At 53.6% G+C, this 25,026-nt stretch carries 17 protein-coding genes and 1 pseudogene; 7 read left to right on the top strand and 11 right to left on the bottom strand.

The annotated features are described in order from the left end of the window. The first annotated feature begins 477 nt into the window (after positions 1-477). The gene (locus N6G83_RS42190; protein WP_074423331.1) at positions 478-954 is read left to right on the top strand and encodes an Hcp family type VI secretion system effector; all 477 of its coding nucleotides are present in this window, start codon (positions 478-480) and stop codon (positions 952-954) included. 255 nt (positions 955-1,209) lie between these two features. On the opposite strand, the gene N6G83_RS42195 is transcribed toward N6G83_RS42190, so the two are convergent. Further along, a complete protein-coding gene (locus N6G83_RS42195) occupies positions 1,210-1,917 on the bottom strand; it encodes a hypothetical protein (protein WP_260524158.1) in 708 nt (235 codons plus the stop codon). Between the two features lie 418 nt (positions 1,918-2,335). On the opposite strand from N6G83_RS42195, the pseudogene N6G83_RS54975 reads away from it, so the two are divergent. Further along, positions 2,336-2,680: pseudogene (locus N6G83_RS54975) on the top strand (hypothetical protein); the annotation flags it as partial. On the opposite strand, the gene nrdG reads toward N6G83_RS54975, so the two are convergent. The 3 genes from nrdG to N6G83_RS42210 all read right to left on the bottom strand — a co-directional run bounded on the left by nrdG (position 2,663) and on the right by N6G83_RS42210 (position 6,742). After that, the gene (gene nrdG, locus N6G83_RS42200; protein WP_098928958.1) at positions 2,663-3,127 is read right to left on the bottom strand and encodes an anaerobic ribonucleoside-triphosphate reductase-activating protein; all 465 of its coding nucleotides are present in this window, start codon (positions 3,125-3,127) and stop codon (positions 2,663-2,665) included. The pseudogene N6G83_RS54975 and the gene nrdG overlap by 18 nt on opposite strands. Before the next feature lie 277 nt (positions 3,128-3,404). Next, positions 3,405-5,543, bottom strand: a complete 2,139-nt coding sequence (gene nrdD / locus N6G83_RS42205; protein WP_024529434.1) for an anaerobic ribonucleoside-triphosphate reductase — start codon at positions 5,541-5,543, stop codon at positions 3,405-3,407. Between the two features lie 311 nt (positions 5,544-5,854). Next, on the bottom strand, positions 5,855-6,742 hold the full coding sequence (locus N6G83_RS42210) for a LysR family transcriptional regulator (RefSeq protein WP_211136507.1): 888 nt from the start codon (positions 6,740-6,742) through the stop codon (positions 5,855-5,857). 104 nt (positions 6,743-6,846) lie between these two features. Between N6G83_RS42210 and N6G83_RS42215 the strand changes: the two genes are divergently transcribed. Further along, positions 6,847-7,371, top strand: a complete 525-nt coding sequence (locus N6G83_RS42215) for an NAD(P)H-dependent oxidoreductase (RefSeq protein ID WP_024529432.1) — start codon at positions 6,847-6,849, stop codon at positions 7,369-7,371. Positions 7,372-7,496: 125 nt separating this feature from the next. Here the strand turns inward: N6G83_RS42215 and N6G83_RS42220 are convergent, their stop codons facing one another. The 4 genes from N6G83_RS42220 to treR form a co-directional block, all read right to left on the bottom strand. After that, positions 7,497-9,530, bottom strand: coding sequence for a glycoside hydrolase family 3 protein (locus N6G83_RS42220; RefSeq protein ID WP_211136508.1), 2,034 nt, complete (start codon positions 9,528-9,530; stop codon positions 7,497-7,499). Positions 9,531-10,044: 514 nt separating this feature from the next. After that, positions 10,045-11,709: an alpha,alpha-phosphotrehalase gene (gene treC / locus N6G83_RS42225; protein WP_211136509.1), complete on the bottom strand. Its 1,665-nt coding sequence runs from the start codon at positions 11,707-11,709 to the stop codon at positions 10,045-10,047. Positions 11,710-11,727: 18 nt separating this feature from the next. Beyond that, positions 11,728-13,143, bottom strand: coding sequence for a PTS trehalose transporter subunit IIBC (gene treB, locus N6G83_RS42230; protein ID WP_211136510.1), 1,416 nt, complete (start codon positions 13,141-13,143; stop codon positions 11,728-11,730). A 203-nt stretch (positions 13,144-13,346) separates the two neighbouring features. Continuing rightward, positions 13,347-14,294 carry a trehalose operon repressor TreR gene (gene treR, locus N6G83_RS42235; protein ID WP_024529428.1) on the bottom strand — a complete coding sequence of 316 codons (948 nt, stop codon included), beginning with the start codon at positions 14,292-14,294 and terminating at the stop codon, positions 13,347-13,349. Between the two features lie 412 nt (positions 14,295-14,706). Here treR and mgtA point away from each other — a divergent pair, with 412 nt between their 5' ends. Continuing rightward, a complete protein-coding gene (gene mgtA / locus N6G83_RS42240; protein WP_260524159.1) occupies positions 14,707-17,415 on the top strand; it encodes a magnesium-translocating P-type ATPase in 2,709 nt (902 codons plus the stop codon). 156 nt (positions 17,416-17,571) lie between these two features. After that, positions 17,572-19,965 carry a beta-N-acetylhexosaminidase gene (locus N6G83_RS42245; protein WP_260524160.1) on the top strand — a complete coding sequence of 798 codons (2,394 nt, stop codon included), beginning with the start codon at positions 17,572-17,574 and terminating at the stop codon, positions 19,963-19,965. 19 nt (positions 19,966-19,984) lie between these two features. On the opposite strand, the gene N6G83_RS42250 is transcribed toward N6G83_RS42245, so the two are convergent. After that, positions 19,985-20,914 (bottom strand): LysR family transcriptional regulator, encoded by a 930-nt coding sequence (locus N6G83_RS42250; protein ID WP_211134717.1) that lies wholly within the window; start codon positions 20,912-20,914, stop codon positions 19,985-19,987. A 224-nt stretch (positions 20,915-21,138) separates the two neighbouring features. Here N6G83_RS42250 and N6G83_RS42255 point away from each other — a divergent pair, with 224 nt between their 5' ends. Both N6G83_RS42255 and metC read left to right on the top strand, forming a co-directional pair. After that, on the top strand, positions 21,139-22,386 hold the full coding sequence (locus N6G83_RS42255) for a dicarboxylate/amino acid:cation symporter (protein WP_024529424.1): 1,248 nt from the start codon (positions 21,139-21,141) through the stop codon (positions 22,384-22,386). A 54-nt stretch (positions 22,387-22,440) separates the two neighbouring features. After that, positions 22,441-23,628 carry a cystathionine beta-lyase gene (gene metC, locus N6G83_RS42260; protein ID WP_199062502.1) on the top strand — a complete coding sequence of 396 codons (1,188 nt, stop codon included), beginning with the start codon at positions 22,441-22,443 and terminating at the stop codon, positions 23,626-23,628. A 395-nt stretch (positions 23,629-24,023) separates the two neighbouring features. On the opposite strand, the gene ridA is transcribed toward metC, so the two are convergent. Then, positions 24,024-24,410, bottom strand: coding sequence for a 2-iminobutanoate/2-iminopropanoate deaminase (ridA, locus tag N6G83_RS42265; RefSeq protein WP_021179099.1), 387 nt, complete (start codon positions 24,408-24,410; stop codon positions 24,024-24,026). Between the two features lie 148 nt (positions 24,411-24,558). Next, positions 24,559-25,023, bottom strand: a complete 465-nt coding sequence (pyrI, locus tag N6G83_RS42270) for an aspartate carbamoyltransferase regulatory subunit (protein WP_021807800.1) — start codon at positions 25,021-25,023, stop codon at positions 24,559-24,561. Positions 25,024-25,026 lie beyond the last annotated feature (3 nt).

Below are 25,026 nucleotides of genomic sequence, written 5' to 3' on the forward strand. Positions count from 1 at the left end.
ATGTTGCCGGGGGCAGATGACAATCAGGTGACGCGTAGGTGGCGAACTGATGAACTATTTGGGACAGGCAGATGATGTCTTAGATTGATGTAAAGAGTGGGGTTTGGCTCGCTGGGTTGAGTGAAAAAACACCAAGAAGGCTTATTTTGTTGTCACAAACGTGCTAACTCGGGAACGCATTTTTTGAATTTCTTTATTCACTCAATCTATTGGCCGCGGAACAAGTTGATGGTGAGATTGAACTTGCCGTTGAGTTGCTGCTAGAAAACCCAGAAATGGGGAGGGCCACAAGCTTAGCAAGCTTTGTTAGCGCTCAATTATTCAATAATAAAAATATATGATTAAAAAAAATTCATTCATGGAATCCATTTGTAAATCTCTAAGTATACTGTTGGGCTTTCTAGTATTATACACGGAGTAGATTATTACTATGGAACTTCGATTTTTTAAAGTCGCTTAATTAAAATGGAGATTTAAATGGCCACAACTATTTATGCAGATATTCAAGGTGAAAAGCAAGGGCATATTTCCGCAGGCTGTTCATCAGTACCATCCATTGGAAATAGAAGTCAAAAAGGGCATGAAGACCAGGCTTTTATCTATTCTTTTGATCATGACCTTACAAGAGAGCAAAACGTCTGTCATCATCCAATTGTAATAAACAAGCCTATTGACAAGTCATCACCTCTTTTGGGAGTTGCATTAGATGGAAATGAAAGGCTTCAAATTATAATTTATATGCACCGAATAGATTCAACTGGAAGGATTGAAAAATTTTATACTATAAAGCTAAAGGATGCATATATTGTTAGCATTAGTCAGCACTGTCCAAACTCACTATTACAGAGTGATGTTCAGCCTTATGAAATCATATCCATAGCATATAAAAGTATTGACTGGACTCATGTAGCGGGCACGTCAGGATACAGCATATGGGATGAGCGCGTATTCTAGTTATTGAGGGCCGTTTAAAACGGCCTTTTTATGTGTACTTATCTGGGATATACTTCCAAGATAAATAAAAGACCACAATAATTGATATTATTAATAATCTCCCACTATATTCTGGTATAAATGCCAAATACAGCAAATACAATAAAACAACGACAGCAGTTGGAAGGAAATTAAAAAATATAGTAAATATAATTAGTTTGACGTATTTTAAAACAAAATTAATCATGATTTTTATTATTTCTAATATTTCGATGATCATAAGTCAATTACCCCTTCTAAAATTTCAATTTTTTCTTCAAGCGTGGCGTTATGTTTACTTTTAAGCTTCATTATTAACGCTGTTATAATTGGATCTACATATATATATAGCATCTCAATTCTATTGTTATATAGTATATTATAATAGCGAGGTTCAAGCGTTCTTAGTTTTCTTGCGGCCATAGCAGCTCTTTGAACTTGCCCATACAATGCAACACCCGTTAAAGCCCATGGCCCTTTCTTATATGTTTGTTTCCTGATTGAGGCTAAAATCTCAGGCGATCCAGATAAAGATTTACCTATTGTATAAGCAATGGCTTTCTTAGTTAGCACTCCAGAAGTAAACGCAGCAAATAATCTACTTGTTCCTCTTGTTCTTGATTTAGCTTCTCTTTGGGTTCTATCCTCATCATCTAAAACAAATTCAATATATAAAATCAGCATATGCAGAAGAATATCTCTCTTTCCAAATAACTCCAAAATACCATAAAAATAACGTTCGTCTTCTATTTTAATTTCTTGACAAACATCTTCATATTTATCTATGAAACATGATGTTCGCCAGGAAAGCCTTTCAAATCCATCATATATTGCCTCGGTTGTATCAATTGCTTTCTCATAGATACCCTCAACACCTTTATCAAGGGATAATGCCATTTTTCTTTCAGCCTGCATGTGTTGTCTAAGAAAATAACTATAGTCCATTAAATAAGCTCCTTTTATTTATACGACATTTGGTACTAAAGAACATTATATCTCTAATGCATTCGTCAAAGCTAGCCCTACGAAAAAATGAGCTTATAGTTTGATATGCATGCGTAATATCTAAGTTTCATTCACGTGATGTATTTTTCAGTTTGAATTTATTAATTATTTATATGGCATTGGCAAACCAAAATTTCAGCCCTCTAAATTGAGGCTCTTTGTCTGCCTAAAATGTCGCCTTGTATGGCTTACTTGCTCACATCCTTTGTTGATCATTTTGTTCCAGGCCATCCCCCAAAAATTAACATCTGGTTTCGCTCGCAACTGACCAGCGCACAATATGTCGTGTATCGGGCTGGCCGTCTTCCTCTTCCCTTCCCCGTTCTGTGCAGCTGGCCGCTCCGCGAACTTTTACAGAATTCATGTAGCGACATCTCCCAGGGGCAGGGATACTTGTCGCTTGATATCGTCCCGTGATCACGCCGCACAGCTGGGCGCAGGATTACTGAAATATCTACTAACTCCAGAGGTAGCCGTATTGCTGAGCTACTTTGACGATCTAACTCGGCGCATGTACTTTGATACTCTATGGAACACCGGCGCAAGATTGAATGAAGCACTTGCACTAAGACCAAGGGGTTTTGAGCTGGAGCCATCGCGAAAATACCCGCAGCCGGTTGTGGCTATTAGGACACTGAAACAGCATCACATCGAAGCCAGTCGTAAATCCGGACGGACATCAACATTAACGCAGCTTGTGCACCACCTGATTAGCGCTACCGCGCCAGATCAGCGCCGGGTCTTTTAAATCCTGCACAAACTTGCCGTCTATCAACACGTTAATCCGATCGACGATCTGCATCTGCTCGCTATCCAGTTCATCCAGCTTATAACCGGTCCACAGCCAGATATCTTTGCCGGGGCATTCGGCGTGTACTCGCTTGACCAACTGCAATACGGCGGCGACGTTGGCCGGGTGCAGCGGATCGCCACCGGACAGCGACAACCCTTGGCGTGGAATACGCGTGTCGTTGAGATCGGAAATGATTTGGTCTTCCATCTGCTGGGTAAACGGCAGGCCGGAGTTCAACCGCCAGGTGCTTTTGTTATAGCAACCGGGGCATTGGTGCACGCAGCCTGCGACAAACAGCGTGCAGCGGGTGCCGGGGCCGTTGACCACGTCGATAGGATAATACTGGTGAAAATTCATAGTATTGCGTTCTTTTATATTGCCCCTCACCCCAACCCTCTCCCACAGGGAGAGGGAGCTGGTACGGTGCGGTGGTCAGGTATGGAAGTCACCTGTGACGCATCCACTCATCTCAAGCCTCTCCTTTAGTAAGAGGGAACTAGCCCGGCGTTGTGCTCAGGTGCAGAAGTTACTCTGTAGCTAGACTATGTTGAGGATGAATGCTGTCGTTAAGAGTGGCACATTCGGTCCCCTCTCCCTGTGGGAGAGGGTTAGGGTGAGGGGGCATTCGCGATAGTTAGCCGATCTGCCCATTGCCCAGGTGTTTCACCCGGCGTTTCACCTCTTCCTGCTTACCGGCGTTGAACGGCCGGGCATCCGGGCTGCCCAGATAACCACACACGCGGCGGGTCACCGACACTTTTGCCGAATCATGGTTGCCACATTTCGGGCAGGTGAAGCCCTTGCTGGTGCAGGAGAACTCACCGGTGTAGCCACACTCGTAGCATTCATCGATCGGCGTGTTGGTGCCGTAATAAGGCACGCGGGTGTAGCTGTAATCCCACACGTCTTCCAGCGCCTTCAGGTTGTGCTGCAGGTTCGGGTATTCGCCGTAACAGATGAAACCGCCGTTGGCCAAAGGTGGATACGGTGCCTCGAAGTCCAGCTTGTCGTACGGGTTAACCTTTTTCTCCACGTCGAGGTGGAAACTGTTGGTGTAATAACCTTTGTCTGTCACCCCAGCGACTACGCCAAACTCGCTGGTATCCAGGCGGCAGAAGCGATCGCACAGGTTCTCACTTGGCGTGCTGTACAGGCTGAAACCGTAGCCAGTTTCTTCTTTCCAGCTTTCGGTGGCGTTTTTCAGGCGCTCAACGATGGCGATAGCTTTGGCGCGCAGTTGCTCGTCGTCGTACACGTGTTTTTCTGCGCCAAACAGTGCATTGATGGTTTCATGCACGCCGATGTAGCCCAGCGAAATCGAGGCGCGGCCGTTCTTGAAGATCTCCGCGATATTGTCGTCGGCCTTCAACCTTACGCCGCAGGCTCCTTCCATATACAGGATCGGTGCCACGCGGGCCTTGATGCCTTCCAGGCGGGCAATGCGGGTCATCAGGGCTTTCTTGGCCAGCAGTAAACGCTCATCCAGCAACTGCCAGAAGCGCTCTTCGTTACCCTGAGCTTCCAGAGCAATACGCGGCAGGTTCAGGCTGATCACGCCAATATTGTTGCGGCCATCGTGGATTTGCTCGCCGTTCTCTTCATAGGTGCCAAGGAAGCTGCGGCAACCCATCGGCGTTTTAAACGAACCGGTGACCTTGACCACCTGATCGTAATTGAGAATGTCCGGATACATGCGTTTGCTGGCACATTCCAACGCCAGCTGCTTGATGTCGTAGTTGGCGTCACCAAATTTGTGATTCAGGCCGTCGCGGATAGCGAAGACCAGTTTCGGGAACACGGCGGTTTTACGGTTTTTACCCAGCCCGGCGATACGATTTTTCAGGATCGACTGCTGGATCATGCGCGATTCCCAACTGGTGCCCAGGCCGAAACCGAAGGTGACAAACGGCGTCTGGCCGTTGGCGGTGTGCAGGGTATTGACTTCGTATTCCAGAGACTGGAAGGCGTCGTAGCACTCTTTCTCGGTGCGGGTCATCGCATAGCCAGCCACGTCCGGGATCTGCCACTGCTGCGCTACCTGCTGATGCTTGTGGAAGCTCTCGGTAACGAAGGGGGCCAGGATCTCATCGATGCGGTTGATGGTGGTGCCGCCATAAATGTGGCTGGCGACCTGGGCGATGATTTGCGCGGTCACGGCAGTGGCGGTGGAGATCGACTTCGGCGGCTCGATCTCGGCGTTACCCATCTTGAAGCCGTTGGTCAGCATGCCTTTCAGGTCGATCAGCATACAGTTGAACATCGGGAAGAACGGTGAGTAGTCGAGATCGTGATAGTGGATTTCGCCGCGCTCATGCGCCAACACCACGTCGCGCGGCAGGATATGCTGTTTGGCGTAGTGCTTGGCAACGATACCGGCCAGCAGATCGCGCTGGGTAGGGATCACCTTGCTGTCTTTATTGGCGTTCTCATTGAGCAGCGCGACGTTGCTTTGTTCCACCAGACCACGAATTTCCTGATTCAACCGTCCGCGCAGCTCACGCGAGACGTCGCGATCGTGGCGATATTCGATGTAGGTACGTGCCAGTTGCTTATACGGGCCAGACATCAGCTGGTTTTCTACCGCCTGCTGGATTTCGTGGATGTCGACACGCGGTCGGTTTTCCATCTGTTGAGCGACCACGCGGGCGACGGTAGCACAGTAGTCGGCATCGACAACGTCAGCGGCCAAAGCGGCCCGCTCGATGGCCTGCTTGATCAGCATCTCGTCAAAAGATACCTGGCAACCGTCCCGTTTAATCACTACTGGTTTCACGTTGTAACTCCTGTCCCCATGGGGGAGCGTCGGCTTATCCACAGGGCAAAACCGCAGGGCGCAAGGGCTGCGGAGGGTGTGGATGATATTGTGGATAACTACTACATATAGTTGATTGAATCTCTATGGGCACTATATATGGGTGTGGTGCCGCTTTTTTTGACGTGGGTCAAAGAATGGGGGGAGCAGTTTGAACCCTGTACAGTTACCCGTTACAGGAATATTTGTAACCCTTGCTATCAGCGGCTTGAATGGAAAATGCCGATTATCCGAAAGATCGTTAAAGCGTGATTGCGATCGCATCATGTCGATTAGCGGCGAAAATGCGCCAGTAAAAAATCGACCCAGACGCGCACCCGTGGTGGCAGATCTGCCGAGGCATAGTAGAGCCAGATTTGCGTGGGTTTTGGCCAGTGATCTTGCAGCACTGGCAGTAAGGTTCCCTGGGCAAAATGTTGTTCCACATACCAGCGCGACAGGCAAGCTATGCCCAGCCCGGCCAGCGCGGAATCTAGCAACATCTCCGGGCTGCTGGCAGTCAGGCGGCCATGCAGATCCAGCGTTTTGTGTGCCAGTGGCCATTTTACATTTCGCCCGGTGGCAGGATTGCGGTGCAGCAGGCAGCTATGTTGCAGCAGATCTTCCGGCACCTGCGGTGTGCCATGTTGGGCAAGGTAACCGGGGGCGGCGACCAGTAGCATCTGCATCGGGTAGAGCGGGCGTGCCACCAGCCGGCTATCGGGATCGACCTGGCTGCCAATGCCCACGTCAAAACCTTCACCGACGAGATTCACCACCTGGGCATCCAGCGACAGATCCAGATCGATCATCGGGTAGCGTTGTAAAAACTCAGGGATCAGCGGCATCAGTACCTGGCGGCCAAAGCCTGGGATCATGCTGACGCGAACGCTACCGGCAGGAGGGAGTTGTGCGCCCCCGGCCAGCTCCAGCGTGGCGGTCAGCGCTTGCCATAGCGGTGCCACCTGCTCCAGCAGGGCTTTGCCTTCGTCAGTCAGTACCACGCTGTGGGTGTTGCGTTGGAACAGCCGCAGCGCCAGCTTCTCTTCCAGCACGCGGATATTTTTGCTGATCGCTGCCGGGGTCACGCCCAGCTGGCGCGCAGCGGCGGAGAAGTTTTGTGTCTGAGCGGCGCTGAGAAACGCCGGTAACAGGCGGTGCACGTCAATCGGCAGCGACATAGTGGTTGATACTTTAGGTTGAAGTTAATGTGACTGTTTACAGACTACACCGGAAACGCAGGAAATGAAAAAATGGCTTACTTTCGATACACAAGGATTTCCCCATGTCGCGTATTTTAGTGTTGGCCGCTCACCGTTTCCCTGACGACTCCCGTATCAATAAGGCGCTGATCGAGGCGCTGCGTCCTTTACCTAACGTCACCGTGCATGAACTGATGCGCGTTTACCCTGACTACCAGATTGATGTGGCCCGCGAGCAGGAACTGTTGCAGGCGCACGATGTGGTGGTGATGCTGTTTCCGTTCTATTGGTACAGCTCACCGGCGATCCTCAGCGAATGGCAGGATGCGGTATTAACCCACGGTTTCGCCTATGGCAGCGAAGGTACCCAACTGCAAGGTAAGCCTTTGCAACTGGTGGTCAGCACCGGGGGCAATGCGCAGGCCTATTCACCGGCAGGGTATAACCGCTATCCGGTGGCCGACCTGCTGCGGCCATTTAACGCCGTTGCTAACCTGACCGGCATGGATTACCTGCCGCCACACCTGGTGCAGGGCGTATTTGATATGAGTGATGAAGTGTTGGCACAGGAAGCGACGAAGGTAGTGAAACTGGTACAGAGTTTTTAAGTTCGGGGACATCGTGAACACTTAACACCGAAGTTTGCTGCTCGGTGGTAAGTGTGGCAACCGCTTGATGACTAGCTCGGGCTACTCCCTCTCCCTTTGGGAGAGGGTTGGGTTGAGGGGCCGTATTACAGAATACCTGCGCCGATTGGGAACAGCGGATCGACAGAATCGTGCGGCACGTCCTCTTTCTGATCTAGCACCGCCTGCCAACTGGATGGCAGCTCAAACGGTAACTTACCCTGAGCCTTGCTCTTGCCGGTGATCACATCCAGCACCGCCTCATCGGATGCGCCGAAGTTGGCCAGCAATACGTCGGTTTTATCCACGATGTTGGTCAGGATCGCCGGGCGATCGAGGTAAACGGAAATCACCGTTGGAATGTTGAGCGCCTTCACCTGTTTGATCAACTGATAGTCTTCACTGCCGCTGTAAGTGCCAGCTTTCTGATCCAGCACCACGGTATCGGCATCGTCAAAGCCCAGTTGGCCGAAGTTGACCGAAACGCCAAACGGGTAGTGCGGATCGTTCTGATGCGGTGTATCTACTCGCAGGATGGCGATCTCCGCCTCCTCCGGCGTAGCGACGACTTCCAACCCATAGCGTGCCGCCACGGTAGCGTTGACGTTATGCAGGAACACCTTCTTGCCGCTCAGCGCCAATGGCAACAGGGAATTATTATTCTGCAACAGGATCTGCGCACGGCGCTGTGCATTATCCCCTTTCTGCTGGAACTCCGCGTTACCGACAATTTTCACCGCTTTGGCTTCGTCCACGTAAGGTTTCTCAAACAGCCCTAGCTCAAACTTTTGCTGCAAAATACGTGTGACGGAAGCGTCGATGGTGGCGATCGGCAGCTGTTGCTGGTTGATGGCTTCTATCAGATCGCTGGGATCGCTGGTACCACCGAACTGATCGATCCCGGCTTCCACCGCTTTCACTACACGTTCCTGGCGGGTGAGGTTCTCAACGCCCCACGACATGCCGATCCCGGCAGCCCAAGGCGAGACTCCAGCGGCGATGTCGGCATCGCTGATACCGGTGGCGCATTTACCTTCGCAGCTTTCCAGGATGCCCCAGTCACTCAGCACTACACCGGTGAAGCCAAAGCGGCCACGCAGCATCTCGGTCAACACCTGCTTATTAAAGCCAAAGCCTACTTCTTCAATCAGCTGATCCTTGTACCACAGGTTGATCGGTTGGCCGTAATAGGGCATCACCGAGGCCACATTGGCGGCAAACGCCCCTTCGAACGGTACCAGGTGGTATTCCAGATTCTCGCCTGGGTAAACCTGCTCTTTGCCAAAGATGTTGTGTGGATCCAACCCGCCAAGCTGTGGACCGCCACCGGCAAAGTGTTTTACCACGGTGATGACGCTGTCTTGGGTCAAGCCTTTATCACCGTGCTGGAAGCCTTCGATATAAGCTTGCACCTGGCGTTTGGCGAGCTGGTTATCCTCGCCGAAGGTACCGTTGATACGGCCCCAGCGCGGTTCGGTGGCAAGGTCGGCCTGCGGTGATAACGCCATATGGATGCCAACGGCCCGGTACTCCTGACGGGCAATATCACCAAAGGTTTTGGACAGTGCCGTATCATCGATTGCCGCCAGGCCGAGCGGTTCTGGCCATTGTGAGAAGCTGCCTGCCGCGACGCTGGTGGCATTAGGATCGTTAACGAAGTGGTTGCGCGGGTCGGTACTGATGGTCACCGGGATACCGAGGCGAGACTTCTCGGCCATTTCCTGCAGCGCATTGTTATCGGCGGATATATGCTGTGGATCGCCCGCCATACGGGTAATGAAGGTGTTGACGAAGCGCTGGTTAACATCTTCTTCGGCGGCGCTGATATCGACGCGGCCAGCACCATTGAGGCCGATGGTGCCGTGCATCATGGCACCGGCTTTTTCTTCCACGTTCATGCGGGCGGTCAGGTCGCGGGCGCGGGTGGCGCTATCAAGACGCCAGTCTTCATAAGGGTCTAGCTGGCCGTTTTTATTCAGATCTTTAAATTTCAGCCCGTCGACGGTAAGCGTGGGAATATTTCTGCTCTCCAGCTCCGCCTGATTGCTCGGAGTAATCTTGGTGTCATTATTGTCACAGCCGGTCAATCCGGCGGCTAATAAACCACTGACTATAAATATCGACTTCCTTTTGATGGTCATAAAAGTGCTCCATTTCACGAGAGGTAAAAAGGCAGATGGAAAAAATCAGTCTGGTGATTTAATTAAAATTGTTATATTTATTATGTAGTTATTTTTTTAACCTAATTTTTTCCTATTATTGCATGTTTTTTTTACAGCGTGAAATAAATCTATTTACGATTTGGGATATCCTTCACATTTTGATCTTGGATGCAGATCTTTTTGTGTCTGAAATAGCGTAGTAATGATTCAGGAAGAAATTTAAGGAAGTTAAGTGAAAGCAAGAATAATTGTACTGGGTGACTTATTTATACGGGGAATAATAAAGGTCAGTTACTTGGTGTTAAATATATGATTCAACGGCAGAGCGTCGCGGTGAGATCCGCTGTGTTTTGGCCCCTGCCTGGCGCTGGCTGGCAGGCGCTGAGTAACAGAGGAAGTATTCCCAGCGCCAATTTCATTGTTTTAACCATACAAAATCATTGTTTTTAAAACAATTATGTATGGATTGTAGCAAACAACTCCCGTCGACCAATCAGGACTCCAGCAGCCACCAACTCGCCTCGAAAGGCCGCAAAACTCCGGCCCGTGGCTGCTCTACAGCATCCATATAGTTGCTGATCAGTGGGCGCCACAGTTCAGAAAATTCAACGCCTGCGGCATCCCATGCCAACGGTTCGCGGCTCAGGTTCGCAACGACCAGCAACCGTTGCCCATTCCAGCTACGTTGATAGCACCACAATGCCGGGTGAGCCGGGGCCAGATCCTGATAGTCACCGTGAGTCAGCAGCGGATACTGCTTGCGCAGGGCGATCAGATGGCGATAAGCGTAAAACACCGAATCCCGATCGGCCAATGCCGCCGTGGCATTAATCTGCGGGTAGTTCTCTGCACAGGCGATCCAAGGCGTACCGGTGGTGAAGCCTGCGTGGGTTGTTGCGTCCCACTGCATCGGCGTACGACCATTGTCCCGTGATTTGCTGGCCAGAATAGCCAACAGTTCGTCTTCGTTTCTTCCCTGAGCCTGCAGTTCGGCGTACATATTCAGGCTTTCCACATCGCGATAGCTTTCGATCTGCTGGAAGCCCGGATTGGTCATGCCGATCTCTTCACCCTGATAGATATACGGCGTGCCCTGCATACCGTGCAGCACAATCGCCAGCATCTTGGCAGCGGTGACTCGCAGCTCGCCCTCGTCGCCAAAGCGCGAAACGATGCGCGGCTGGTCGTGATTACACCAGAACAGCGCGTTCCAGGCGCGGTTATGCATGCCTTGCTGCCAGTGGTGGAAAATCTGCTTCAGTTCGACGTAATCCGGCGCGGCCAACGTCCATTTCTGCCCGTTGGCATAGTCGACTTTCAGGTGGTGGAAGTTGAAGGTCATCGACAGTTCGGCACCGCTTTGCGCCGCATACTGTTGGCAGTGCTCCAGGGAAGTTGAAGACATCTCGCCCACGGTCATCAGGCCGCGTGGCTGGAACACGTCGCGGCTCATCTCCTGCAAAAACTCGTGAATGCGCGGGCCGTCGGTGTAGAAACGGCGGCCATCGCCCTGGCTATCGCTTGGGAAGTCCTGCTGCTTGGACACCAGGTTGATTACGTCAAGACGCAGCCCATCCACGCCTTTGTCTGCCCAGAACTGGCACACTTTCTTCAGCTCTTCGCGCACCGGCGGGTGTTCCCAGTTCAGGTCGGCCTGCTCGGTAGCAAACAGGTGCAGGTAGTATTGGCCGCTGTCGGCGTGCCATTGCCAGGCGTTGCCGCCAAACTTGGAACGCCAGTTGTTGGGCAGGGCATCACCTTCGCCATCGCGCCAGATGTAGAACTGGCGTAGTGGGCTGGCAGGATCCTGCGCGGCCTTAAACCACGGGTGCTCGGTGGAGGTGTGGTTAAACACCATATCCATCACGATACGGATACTGCGCTGGTGGGCCTGCGCCACCAGGTGTTCGAAGTCGGCCATGGTGCCGTAAGCCGGATCGATGGCGCAGTAATCGGCGACGTCGTAACCATTATCGACCTGGGGTGAGACATAGACCGGCGTTAGCCAAATGGCATCGACACCCAGCTCCTGCAAATAGTCCAGCCGTTGGGTCACCCCGGCCAGATCGCCATAGCCGTTACCGGTGCTGTCCTGGAAGCTCTTCGGATAGATTTGATAAATAACGCCGTTCTGCCACCAGGGAATTACATTGCTCATAAAAAAGTACCTTTCAGTTTAAACCAGTAACTCGCCGCGGCTGGCTTTGCGTTTGTAAACCATCATGGTCAGCAGCAGCGGGATCACCACGGCTACCAGGATAGCTACGGAGTAGATCAGCCAGAACTGCGGTTGGATAGACAGGATACCCGGCAGGCCACCCACGCCGATGCCGTTAGCCATCACGCCGGTCAGGCCACAAATCAAGCCTGCGAAGGCGGAGCCGATCATCGCGCACAGCATAGGGAAGCGATATTTCAGGTTGATACCGTACATGGCCGGCTCGGTCACGCCGAGATAGGCGGAGATAGCGGCCGGTACGGAAATCTCACGTTCGTTGGCCTTGCGGCTGACGATGATGATGCCCAGCACCGCCGAGGCCTGCGCGATATTGGACAGGGCAATCAGTGGCCAGACTGGGGTGCCGCCCATGCTTTGGATCATCTGCATATCGATCGCCAGCGTGGTCTGATGCACCCCGGTGATCACCAACGGTGCATACAGGAAGCCAAACAGTGCCGCGCCGATCGGGGCGAAACTACCTGTCATTACCCACTTCACCGCCCAGGCTACGCCATCGCCGATCATGCGGCCAAACGGACCGATCAGCGTGTGTGCCAGGAACACGGCCAGCAGCAGAGAAACCACCGGCACCACCACCAGATACAGATAGTCCGGCACGATCTTTTTCAGACGGGTTTCGATCCAGCCCAGCGCCATACCGGCGAGGATCGACGGGATCACCTGTGCCTGATAGCCCACTTTCTCAATGGTGAACCAGCCAAAGTTCCATACTTCCGGCACTTGCTGGCCGAGCAGGTAGGAGTTCATCAGCTGCGGGGAGACCAGGGTGATCCCCATCACGATGCCAAGCACCGGGGTACCGCCCATCTTCTTCACCGTTGACCAACAGATGGCCACCGGCAGGAACATAAAGATGGCTTCGCCCAGTAGCCACAGGAAGTCGTAAATGGTTTTCCAGGCTGGGTGCATCTGAGCCAGCGTTTGGCCGCCGGACATCGGGATATCGCCGATCACGTTGCGGAAACCCAGGATCAAACCGCCGCTGATCAGGGCTGGCAGCAGCGGGAAGAAGATCTCGGCGAAGTGGGAGATGCCGCGTTCGAACCAGGTCATATTCTGGCGGGCGGCCAGTTTGGCCTGTTCTTTATCAGCTTCGTTGATGCCGGTGGCAGCGATTAACGCCTGATAGTAATCACCGACTTCGGGGCCGATCACCACCTGAAATTGCCCGGCGTTGGTGAAGCAGCCTTTGACCATGCGTAACTGCTCAATCTCTTTTGGCTTGGCCTTGGCGGGATCGTTAAGGACGAAACGCAGGCGGGTAATGCAGTGGCTGACGGTGGCGATATTCTCGCGGCCACCCACCAGCACGATCAGGCGATCGATGTCCTGCTGCTGAACTTTGCTCATTATGGCACCTTTGTTATCAGTGAGGCTTAGAGGTATTGATGTTTTTAAGCTTAGCCACTAGGCCGTTTTTATTAAATGGGAACGTTCCCAACTTGCGGTAAGGATCACAAAACGAACAATAAAGCCTCAAGTCGCGTCACAATGAACTCCGGCTACAACACGGGGCAGCCGTACGCTGCCCCGTTCAGAAGTGAGCTTGCCCGTCAGGCAAGTTTGCAGGGGATAATGATTTGGCGGATGCTCAGTTCACCACTCAACTGGCCTAGCAGCTGAAGGGCGGCCTGCTGCCCAGCGGTGCCATAGCCCAATTCAACGGAGAACGTCTCTGGGAACAAGAAGTTGAGCATCGGCGTGTTACCGATGGCGCACACCTGGATTGGCGTAATTTGTTGCTGTTGCAGGTATTTCATCGCGCCTAGTGCGATAGTATCGGAGGCACAGACCAACGCGGTGGTTTGCGGTTCAATCACGTTGGCGGCCTGTTGGAAACCGCTCTGGTAGCTCAGTTCTCCCAGAGCCACCAGCGGCGAGATTTTCTGCTCGCGGCAGGTATCCAGATAGGCCTGATGGCGACGCATCCCGGTGGTGGCATCGGACTCCTGCACGCCAAGGTAGCTGATATGGCTGTGGCCTTGCTTGCGTAAGCGCTGCATCAGCAACTGCACGGCACCTTCATCGTCATAACAAACCGAGGAGATCCCCGGATATTCGCGGGCGACCACCACCATCTTTTCCTGCCACGGCTTGAGCATGTCGGCAGTCAGACCTGTAAAGCCGAACAGGATCACGCCGTCGACGTTACGCTGGCGCAGTACGTTGAGGTGTTCCTCCACCAGCCGGGTTTCAAACTGGCTTTCCATCACGATCGGATCGAACCCCTGCTGATACAGCAGCGGCAGCATGGTGCGCACGGCCTGATTTTCCGAAGGGGAATCCAGGCGGGAAACGATAATGGCGACCACTTTATCGCTCTGGCCACGCATGGCGCGCGCCGATTTTGACGGGGTAAAACCCTGGCTGCGGATCACCGCTTCGACCCGTTCACGGGTTTGCGGGCTTACGCTGCCTTCGTTATTCATCACGCGTGAGACGGTAGACTTGCCTACCCCGCTCAGGCGGGCGATATCCTTGATTGTCAGCCGGTTTTGCATGGTTTACTTATCGTTTAGGTTATGAGGCTTAAACTTACAACATCCCACTTATGCTCGCTACCATAGCGCATTTTAACGCGCGGATCTTGGTGCGCAGCCCATAGTGTTGCAAAACGGAATGGCCGCCTTTGCCGGTTCCCACTTTTTCTTTACCGGAGGTAAATCCCTGAATGGATCCTGATCCGAGCCCCGACACTACTCATTCGGTTCCCCGGTAAAACCTCTCCGCTCTGCGTTGCTGTTTTACCGGTTTAGGTAAGCAGCGGCACTTGTTCGATAGTTCGCCTCTGTTGTGATTAAAAATCAGTGATCTGCTCCGGCGGAGGATTTTTGGCGCGTCCGAAAATCGTGCCAGCGGGCCGATCCGCCGTTCACCCACTGCCGTGAGGCGCTGGGCAATGAGGTGCGAACGATGAAATTTAAACAAATCCCCCGTCGGCTGCTGGGTCTGCTCAGCCGTAATTTGCCACGCCGCCTGGTACGGCGTGATGCGCTGTTGGAAAGCGTCAGTGGATCGGCGCAAGAGCTGCCTGCCGGTTTGGCGCAACAACGTCTGGAATGTGCCGCCGCCAGCGCGATGCAGCTGTATGAGCGTTTCAACAGCCACCCGGAAGGCATCACCGAGCAGGAAGCAGAAACCGCACGCGGCCAGTTTGGCAGCAACACCATCGAAAACCAGCTGGCCGAAAGTTGGTGGAAGCATTTGTGGCACTGCTACAGCAACCCCTTCAACCTCCTGTTGACCGTACTGGGGTTGATTTCCTATGCCACCGAAGATCTGATTGCTGCGCTGGTGATTGGGCTGATGGTGCTGATCTCCACGCTGCTGCACTTTATTCAGGAAGCCCGCTCCAACAAGGCGGCGGATGCGCTGAAGGCGATGGTCAGCAACACCGCAACGGTCTACCGCAGCGACGCGCATACCGGTAAAAGCGAGCATAGCGAGCTGCCGATCTCACAGCTGGTGCCTGGCGATATCATCAAGCTATCGGCTGGGGATATGATCCCGGCGGATCTGCGGTTGCTCTCTGCCAAAGATCTGTTTATCAGCCAGGCAGCGCTGACCGGTGAATCGCTGCCGGTAGAAAAAGTGGCGGATCCCCGTGGCCAGGTGAGCGATCCGTTGGAGTGTCAAAACCTGTGTTTCATGGGGACCAACGTCGTCAGCGGTACCGCGCTGGCCATGGTGATCGGCACTGGCAGCGAAACCTACTTCGGCCAGTTGGCGCAGCGGGTGACCAGCCAGGATGAGCAACCCAACGCCTTCCAGGCAGGGATCAGCAAAGTGAGCTGGTTGTTGATCCGCTTCATGTTGGTGATGACGCCGATCGTGCTGCTGATTAACGGCTTCACCAAAGGCGACTGGTGGGAGGCGGCGCTGTTTGCGCTCTCGGTGGCAGTGGGGCTGACGCCGGAAATGTTGCCGATGATCGTCACCTCTACCTTGGCGAAAGGAGCGGTCAAACTGTCGCGCCAGAAGGTGATTGTCAAACGTCTGGACGCGATCCAGAACTTTGGCGCGATGGATATTCTGTGCACCGATAAAACCGGCACGCTGACCCAGGATAAAATTGTGCTGGAGCGCCATACCGACGTGTTTGGTGCCAACAGCGAGCGGGTGCTGCGCTATGCCTGGCTAAACAGCTTCTACCAGACCGGGCTGAAAAATCTGCTGGATGTGGCAGTGCTGACCTGTGCCGACGAAAGCCAACAGCCGGACGCGTTGCAGCATTACCGCAAAGTGGACGAGATCCCGTTCGATTTCGAACGCCGCCGCATGTCAGTGGTGGTAGCGAAAGAGGCGCAGTACCACGAACTGATCTGCAAGGGCGCACTGGAAGAGATGCTGTCGATCTGTAGCCACGTGCGGCAGGAAGATGAGGTGATCCCGCTCAGCGAAGCGCTGCTGGCGCGCATCCGTCGTGTTACCGACGAGCTTAACCAGCAAGGCCTGCGCGTGGTGGCTGTGGCCAACAAAATCCTGCCGGCGACGGATCATGAGTATGGCGTGGCGGATGAGTCGGATCTGATCCTCGAAGGTTATATCGCCTTCCTCGATCCACCGAAGGAGAGCACCGCACCGGCATTGGCTGCGCTGAAAAAGAATGGCGTGACCGTCAAAATCCTCACCGGTGACAACGAGCTGGTCGCCGCCAAGGTGTGTAAGGACGTGGGGCTGGATGCGGAGCATATCCTGCGTGGCAGCGAGATCGAACTGATGGATGATGCCACACTGGTCGCCGCGGCGGCGCGTACCACGGTGTTTGCCAAGCTGACGCCGCTGCACAAAGAACGCATCGTCCAACTGCTGCGTAAGCAGGGTCACGTGGTGGGCTTTATGGGCGACGGTATCAACGATGCCCCGGCGCTGCGCGCGGCGGATATCGGCATATCGGTGGACTCGGCGGTGGATATCGCCAAGGAAGCGGCGGATATCATCCTGTTGGAAAAAAGCCTGCTGGTGCTGGAACAGGGGGTCATTGAAGGCCGCCGTACGTTTGCCAACATGCTGAAATACATCAAGATGACGGCCAGCTCCAACTTCGGTAACGTCTTTAGCGTGCTGATCGCCAGCGCCTTTTTACCTTTCCTGCCGATGTTGCCGCTGCATCTGTTGATCCAGAACCTGCTGTACGATATTTCACAGATTGCCATTCCGTTCGACAACGTTGATGACGATCAGATCACCAAGCCACAGCGTTGGAACTCCGGCGATCTGGGGCGCTTTATGGTGTTCTTCGGGCCGATCAGCTCGATCTTCGATGTGCTGACCTTCTGCCTGATGTGGTACGTGTTCAAGGCTAATACGCCGGAAATGCAGACGCTGTTCCAGTCTGGCTGGTTTGTGGAAGGGCTGTTGTCGCAGACGCTGATCGTCCATATGATCCGTACGCGCAAAATTCCGTTTATCCAGAGCCGCCCATCTTGGCCGCTGTGCGTGATGACGTTGGCGGTGATCGCCGTCGGTATCGGCCTGACCTTCTCGCCGCTGGCGGGCTTCCTGCAGTTGCAGGCGTTGCCGCTGAGCTACTTCCCATGGCTGGTGCTGATCCTGGCTGGCTACATGGTGCTGACCCAGTGTGTGAAAGGCTGGTTTGTCCGCCGGTATGGCTGGCAGTAAATTTGCTGATGGTGAGGTGAGGAGAGAAATCTCCTCACCGCCAAATCAATCTGTGATCCATCGCACCGTTTTGCCCCTGCGGTTGGACATCTCTCCCCAGCTCAGTCTTTATCTACTTCCTTGGCTAGATTGATTTTTTCCTCTGAGGAATTTCCGATGCACAAACCCTTCAGTTATACGCTACTGGCTTCTTCGCTGTTATTTTCCCTGAATGCGCTGGCTCAACCGGCTGGCGATCTGCCGCTGATGCCCTGGCCGCAGCAGGTTGAGTTAGCTCAGCCGCAAGGCAAGCTGGTGCTGGATTACCGCTTATCGTTCAACGTTCAGGGGGACGATTTGAGCGAAGCGCAGGCTCGCTGGCGCGATCGCCTGGAACACCAAACCGGCTGGACGTTGGCCCCACAGGACGAGAAAAACCAAGCGGCAACGATCAACATCATCATCAAACATCAGGTTGCAGCCCAGCCGCTACCGGACAGCGATGAAAGCTACCAGCTCAAGGTCACTCCGCAGGGTGCCACGCTGACGGCCAACACACGCTTCGGTGCATTACGCGGTATGGAAACACTGCTGCAACTGGTGCAGACCGATGGCGAAAACACCGTTATGCCGTTGGTGAACATTACCGACGTTCCGCGTTTCCCTTGGCGAGGCGTGTTGCTGGATTCGGCGCGTCATTTCCTGCCGGTGGAGGATATTCTGCGCCAGCTTGATGGCATGGCGGCGGCCAAACTCAACGTATTCCACTGGCATCTGACCGACGATCAGGGCTGGCGCTTTGCTTCCGAACACTATCCAAAGCTACAGCAACTGGCCAGTGACGGTCATTTCTACACCCGTGAACAGATGAAGCAGGTGGTCGCCTACGCCACGGCGCGGGGTATCCGCGTGGTGCCAGAAATCGATCTGCCGGGCCATGCATCTAGCATTGCCGTTGCCTACCCAGAGCTGCTCAGCGGGCCGGGGCCTTATCAGATGGAACGTCATTGGGGCGTCCACAAGCCTACACTCGATCCTTCGAACGACCAGGTTTATCAGTTTGTCGATAGCATCATCGGTGAACTGGTGGCGATTTTCCCGGATCCCTACTTGCATATCGGCGGGGATGAGGTAGACGCTACGCAGTGGAAAGAGTCCAAAACCATCCAGGCGTTTATGCAGCAGAACCAGCTGGCGGATGCCCATGCGCTACAGGCTTTCTTCAACCAGAAGTTGGAAAAGATCCTCGAAAAGCATCAACGCCGTATGGTGGGTTGGGATGAGATTTACCATCCGACCTTGCCGCACAACATCGTGATCCAATCCTGGCGTGGGCCAGATTCTTTGGGGGCCAGCGCCCAGGATGGCTATCAAGGCATTCTTTCCACCGGTTTCTATCTCGATCAGCCGCACAGCACCGCCTATCACTATCGCAATGAAATCCTGCCGCAGCCGCTGGGGGTTGATACCAACGTGCAGGCGGGGGAGCAGGCGCAGAGCTGGCAGTTCAGCATGCCGCGTTTCAAGGGGAGCCCGGTGGAAGGCACCTTTACGCTGATCGAAGGCAAGCAGGGATGGCGTGGTTTTATCGATTTCAAAGACAAATCACGCCGTGCGGTGCGGGACATCGAATGGCGTACGCCAGAACAGGTGACCTTCCGCATTGATACCTGGATGGGCGACACGCGTCCGGTATTTACTCTGCAGCAGGATCAACTGAGCGGTTACACGTTGGTGGGCAACGTGCGCTATCCAACCAGCGGCAGCAAATTGACGGCGATCCCGGCGGGTGTGATGCCAGTGGTGCCGGATGAACAGCATCAGGCCAATATTCTGGGGGGCGAAGCCGCCTTCTGGGCGGAAAACATCCGCGCACCGGTGCTCGATCTCAAGCTGTGGCCAAGAACCTTTGCCGTGGCGGAACGTATGTGGTCGGCCAAGGATGTGACCAACGAGGACAATATGTACCAACGCCTGGCTGCGATAGATGCCTGGTCGGTGGTGTCTGTTGGCCTGCAACAGCATGCTGAAACGGCGCGTGAGTTTACCCGTTTGGCTAACAGCGTAGATATCACCCCATTGCAGATCTTGGCCGAAGCGGTGGAGCCGGGGCAGTATTACACCCGTCAGCACCTCAAGTTCAAGGCAGGTAATTACCATCAATTTGAGCCACTTAACCGCTTTGCTGATGCCATTCCCCCGGAAAGTGCGGCGGTACGCGATCTCGATCAGCAAGTGGCGTTGCTGCTCAAAGACAAGAACCATCGGGCGGCGGCGGAGGCGATCCGTGAACGGCTACAACGCTGGCAACGTAACGGTGCACCGGTGAAGCAGGTGATAGCCGGTAACGTGGTGATGAAGGATTTGGCTCCGGTGGCGCAGGATGTCGGCGCGCTGGCCGATCTGGGCTTGATGCTGCTGGAACGTTATCAGCAAGGAAAGCCTTTGAGTAAAGCCGAGGCGGAACAGGCCCAGCAACAGCTGGACGCGGCAGCACAGATCCGGGATGAAGTGGTGATTGCGGCGGTGTACCCGCTGGAAACGCTGTTGCGCGCAGTGGCGGTGCGGTAACCGGGCAGGGATGGCGCGGTTAAGACTGCGCCAACCAACTATCCCAGATGGGCACCGGCTGTAGTTGCTCCAGCAGGAAATCGATAAAGGCACGCACCTTGGGGTTGCTGTAGCTGCTGGGAAAATACAGGGCATACAGGCCGTGGGTCGGGTGAGTCAGTTTGTCGTCCAGCGCCAGCGGAACCAGGGCACCTTGCTCAATCAAATCGCCCAACAGATAAGTGGGCAGATAGGCAATGCCTTGGTTTTCCAGCACTGATTTCAACAGTACCAGGCTGCTGTTGGCCTGGATCGGGGTACGTGTCTTCAAGTGGTGGGCGACGCCCTGTTCATCAAGGGTTTTCAATACCGGGGTCAAGCCAGGGTAAATCAGGCACTGATGATGGGGTAAATCCTGAATGGAATGCGGCGTACCGTAATTCTCGAGATATTTCGGGCTGGCGCAATAGGCCCAATTAACCGTGGCTAATTTACGCATTGCATAATTAATAGGCGGCTCCGAAGAAATGCGCAATGCGATATCAAAGTTGGTTTCATTAAGGTTAACAAAGTTGTCGTTAAGGTTAATATATAAATCAACATCGGGGCAACGCTCACGAAAATGATTCGCCAACGTTGCCAAATGGGAATAACCAAAAGCCATAGAGCAGGTTATCCGTAATTCACCGTTGGGGTGATTATAGTAACCGGCGGTGGTGTTGAGCGATTCATTAAAGTCCAGCAACAGTTGCGTTGCACGATTGTATAAGTATTGGCCAGGTTCGGTGAGCGTAAAGCTGCGCGTGGTTCTCTTGATTAAAGTGGTGCCCAACTGACTTTCTAGCTGTGACAAGCTCTTGCTGACCGCCGAGGGTGAGACGTTCAGGTGTGCGGCAGCCTCCGACAGCCCACCACATTCCACAATTTTGACCAGAACTTCCAGTTGCTTTAACGACGCTGGGCTGCTCATTTTTTCCTTTAATTCACGAGTGATTTCATTAAACGGTACGAATGCGCTATTACATCGCTGCGAACAAGATGCCATTATTAATAGCAGAATACGCTGTACCGTACCGGATCACAACTAAACACCAAGGGGTGACCTGTCTCACACAAGTCACATATTACTGTAGAAAAAAATAAAAAAGTGACTTAAGTCACATGAACAAAAAAGATAAAAATAAGGAATTGAATATGTGGAAACGTTTAGAACCCTACAAATCATCATTTATTCTGCTATTTGCCTTAACGCTCGGGGGGATAGTCGGTATTTACGCGCCCGATATTGCGTTGAAATTACAGGCAATCGGTAAGATATTCCTTAACCTGCTGTTTATGATTATCGTGCCGTTGGTCAGTGTCAGCGTCATGTCCTCGATCGCCAGCATGACCGACCTGAAAAAGCTCGGGCGCATCATGGGGGTGATTTTTGCCGTTTCCATTGTGATGGCGCTGATACCTGCGGCCGGTATCGTCGGTTTGGCCACGCTGTTCAACCCCGCGCAGGGGGTCACCATCGAACTGGCGGAGAAGTTTAATGCCGGTGGTGGAGGTATGGATTTTGTCAGCATGGTGACCACCAACGACTTCGTCGGGCTACTGTCGAAATCCAACATCCTGGCGCTGATTATCATGTCCGTGATTGCCGGCATCGCTATCGGCCAGTCGGGTGAGCAGGGCAAGCGGGTGTCCAACTCACTCAACGATCTCAACACCATCATCATGAAGATTGTGTCGATCATCATGAAGGGGGCACCCATCGGGCTGGGCTGCTATTTTGCTTCCACCATGGCCAGCCAAGACTCACAGTTGCTGGTCACCTTTGCCAGAGCCATCGGTCTGTTCTTTGCTGCAACGCTGCTGTACTACGTTTTTGGCTCCATTTTTTACTCGTGGATCGGCGGCGGCATGCCTGCGATACGTGCCTTCTGGCGTAACGCCATCGAGCCTTCGGCCACCGCTCTGGGCACCTGTTCCTCTTTGGGCACCTTGCCAGCCAATATCCGCGCTGCCAAAGCGATGGGGATCAATCCGGAAATCGTGGACATCTCCCTGCCACTGCTGGTAAACCTGAATAAGGGCGGCGTGGCGATGATTGCGGCCCTGAAGATCGTGTTTATTTTCGCGGTGCTGGGGCTGGATTTCACGATAGAGACATTCTTCCTGACGATGCTGATTTCCGTGCTGTCGGCGATTATCGTGGGTGGCGTCCCCGGCGGGGCTTTCCTGGGTGAGATTTTCATTGTCACCACGCTGGGGCTGCCGTTAGAAACCATCCCGATGCTGGTGGTTCTGGGCACCATAACCGACGCCCCGGCCACGCTGATCAACGTCATACACGATCTCAATGCCGCACAAATTGTTGAGCGCTTTGCGGGCAAAAAGCCGCAGCCGGTCTCTGAAAACGCAGGTATTACGGATATAGCAGAAAAAATCGCGTAAGGGTTGCTGCATAGCCCTACGCACCTGATTAACGATAAAAGCAGGCAAATTGTTATGACATCTAAAAAAATAGAAACCGCCCTGGTCACCGCTGGCCGTAAGCCTCGATTCACCCAAGGATCGGTCAACCCGGTGATCCAACGCGCCTCTTCCTTAACCTTCGATACGGTGAAGGCCAAAAAGTTTGCCACCGCCAACCGTGCCAAAGGGGAGTTATTCTACGGACGTCGCGGCACCCTGACGCATTTCTCATTCCAGGACGCGATGGCCGAGCTGGAAGGCGGGGTAGGCTGCTCGCTTTACCCTTGTGGGGCGGCGGCTGTCACCAATGCTATCCTGGCGTTTGTTGCCAGTGGCGACCATATCCTGATGACCGGAGCCGCCTATGAGCCGACGCAGGATTTCTGCAACAAAATCCTGAGCAAGCTGGGCGTGGCAACCACCTATTACGACCCGCTGATCGGTGCCGGGATCGCCGAGCTGATCCAGCCCAATACCAAAGTGCTGTTCCTTGAATCTCCAAGCTCGATCACCATGGAAGTCCAGGACGTACCGGCAATGGTGAAAGCTGCCCGGGCGGTGAACCCAGATATTGTCATCATGATTGATAACACCTGGGCGGCGGGCATTCTGTTCAAGGCACTGGATTATGGCGTGGATATCTCTATTCAGGCCGGAACCAAATATATCATCGGCCATTCAGACGCGATGCTGGGTACCGCGGTGTCGAACGCCCGTTGCTGGGACCCACTGCGTGAAAACTCCTACCTGATGGGGCAAATGGCCGATGCGGATACCGCCTATAACGGCAGCCGTGGCCTGAGAACGCTGGGTGTCCGCCTCAAGCAACATGAGATCAGCAGCATCGCCATTGCCGAATGGTTGGCAGCACGGCCAGAGGTGGAGCGGGTCAACCACCCGGCGCTGCCTTCTTGCAAAGGGCATGAGTTCTTCCAGAGAGATTTCAGCGGTAGCTGCGGGTTATTCTCTTTTGTGCTGAAAGCCCGGTTGACGAACGAGCAGGTTGCCCACTATCTGGACCATTTTGAACACTTCAGCATGGCCTATTCGTGGGGGGGATTTGAATCGCTGATCCTGGCCAACCAGCCGGAAGAACTGAACGAAATTCGTCCGGCGGCCAAGGTGGACTTTACCGGCACGTTAGTGCGCGTTCATATTGGTTTTGAGAATATTGATGACCTGATCGCCGATTTGGAAGCGGGATTTGCGCGTCTGAAGTGACCCCTCACCCTAACCCTCTCCCACAGGGAGAGGGGACCTATCGTGCCACAGATTGGGCTTTGTGCCCGACGATAGCGACAGCTCTAAACGAGCCACAATTTGACTCCCGCACTCGACTACAACACTGACTCACCTTGGGAAGAGGACGGAACATGTCACAGATTGACTCCTACACCTGACAACAGCACTGAACTGGCTCCCTCTCCTTGGGGAGAGGGTTGGGGTGAGGGAGAATGCACCTTGGTCAAGCTAGAACATTTGGCGAGTTGGTAGAACCCATCTAACCCGTGGCTTTGAACGAGAGTGATTTTGCGGATGAATGTTTCAGATTGATGATGACGAAAAAACAAACGGCCAGCAAAGGCTGGCCGCATTCGATCGCACCGGGTTGCCGATTAACGGCGAACGGCGATGGCTTCGATCTCGATTTTCACGTCTTTTGGCAAACGTGCCACTTCAACGCAAGAACGCGCTGGGAACGAGGCGTTGTGCTCGGTGAAGAATGCTTCGTAGGCCGCGTTAACGGTAGCGAAATCGTTGAGATCTTTGACGAAAACGGTGGTTTTAACGATGTCGCCCACTTTCAGGCCTGCGGCTTCCACGATCGCCTTCACGTTTGCCAATGACTGGCGAGCCTGAGCGGCAACGTCATCGGGTACGGCACCGGTTTTTGGATCGACCGGGATCTGGCCGGAGGTGATGATCATGCTGCCCAGGTCAACGCCCTGCACGTAAGGACCAATGGCGGCTGGCGCGAGTTCAGTGCTGATATTACGTGACATTTTTTCTCCTGATATCCTGTTGTTGTTCAAACGGCGAGTCGACCCGCCGTAAACTCACATGGACGCAGCATGCAGCGCCCCTACGACGCACCATTATAAAGGGTACCCGCCAGATTAACAGCGGCATACCCTGGTAAAACGGAGGATTTTAGTCGGTCTGTAGAACCACCTGATGATCGAACTCTTTCTCGCAGTAACGGCACTTCAGGTGCACTTCCCCTGCATGGGATTTGACGCTGAAACTGGAGGCCACCGGCTCGCTGCGGCTGATGCAGTTGCTGTTCGGGCAGGTCAGCACGCCGTCGATATGATCCGGCAGGCTGAGCGTCAGCTTGCGCACTACTTCATAGTTATCGATACGGTTGACCGTAGCCTTGGGCGCGTACATCGCCAGCTGGTTGGCCTGCTGCTCGGTCAGGAAGGTGTTCTCGATCTTGATCAAATCCTTGCGGCCCAGCTCTTTGGAGGGCAGGTTCAGGCCGATGGTGATGCGCTGATCGGTGGCGGTCAGTTTGAACAGTGAGAGCAGCTTAAAGCCGATTTGCGCCGGAATATGGTCGATCACCGTACCGCACTTGATCGCTTCAACCTGGAGTTTGTTATCGTGAGTCATGAC

It is taken from the genome of Serratia sp. PL7, from assembly GCF_945957435.1.

Excerpts from the sequence above, each read along its gene's own strand:
- N6G83_RS42190 (WP_074423331.1), top strand. The coding sequence starts at position 478 with ATGGCCACAACTATTTATGCAGATATTCAAGGTGAAAAGCAAGGGCAT.
- N6G83_RS42195 (WP_260524158.1), bottom strand. The coding sequence starts at position 1,917 with ATGGACTATAGTTATTTTCTTAGACAACACATGCAGGCTGAAAGAAAA.
- nrdG (WP_098928958.1), bottom strand. The coding sequence starts at position 3,127 with ATGAATTTTCACCAGTATTATCCTATCGACGTGGTCAACGGCCCCGGC.
- N6G83_RS42210 (WP_211136507.1), bottom strand. The coding sequence starts at position 6,742 with ATGTCGCTGCCGATTGACGTGCACCGCCTGTTACCGGCGTTTCTCAGC.
- N6G83_RS42215 (WP_024529432.1), top strand. The coding sequence starts at position 6,847 with ATGTCGCGTATTTTAGTGTTGGCCGCTCACCGTTTCCCTGACGACTCC.
- N6G83_RS42220 (WP_211136508.1), bottom strand. The coding sequence starts at position 9,530 with ATGACCATCAAAAGGAAGTCGATATTTATAGTCAGTGGTTTATTAGCC.
- treC (WP_211136509.1), bottom strand. The coding sequence starts at position 11,709 with ATGAGCAATGTAATTCCCTGGTGGCAGAACGGCGTTATTTATCAAATC.
- treB (WP_211136510.1), bottom strand. The coding sequence starts at position 13,143 with ATGAGCAAAGTTCAGCAGCAGGACATCGATCGCCTGATCGTGCTGGTG.
- treR (WP_024529428.1), bottom strand. The coding sequence starts at position 14,294 with ATGCAAAACCGGCTGACAATCAAGGATATCGCCCGCCTGAGCGGGGTA.
- mgtA (WP_260524159.1), top strand. The coding sequence starts at position 14,707 with ATGAAATTTAAACAAATCCCCCGTCGGCTGCTGGGTCTGCTCAGCCGT.
- N6G83_RS42245 (WP_260524160.1), top strand. The coding sequence starts at position 17,572 with ATGCACAAACCCTTCAGTTATACGCTACTGGCTTCTTCGCTGTTATTT.
- N6G83_RS42250 (WP_211134717.1), bottom strand. The coding sequence starts at position 20,914 with ATGAGCAGCCCAGCGTCGTTAAAGCAACTGGAAGTTCTGGTCAAAATT.
- N6G83_RS42255 (WP_024529424.1), top strand. The coding sequence starts at position 21,139 with ATGTGGAAACGTTTAGAACCCTACAAATCATCATTTATTCTGCTATTT.
- metC (WP_199062502.1), top strand. The coding sequence starts at position 22,441 with ATGACATCTAAAAAAATAGAAACCGCCCTGGTCACCGCTGGCCGTAAG.
- ridA (WP_021179099.1), bottom strand. The coding sequence starts at position 24,410 with ATGTCACGTAATATCAGCACTGAACTCGCGCCAGCCGCCATTGGTCCT.
- pyrI (WP_021807800.1), bottom strand. The coding sequence starts at position 25,023 with ATGACTCACGATAACAAACTCCAGGTTGAAGCGATCAAGTGCGGTACG.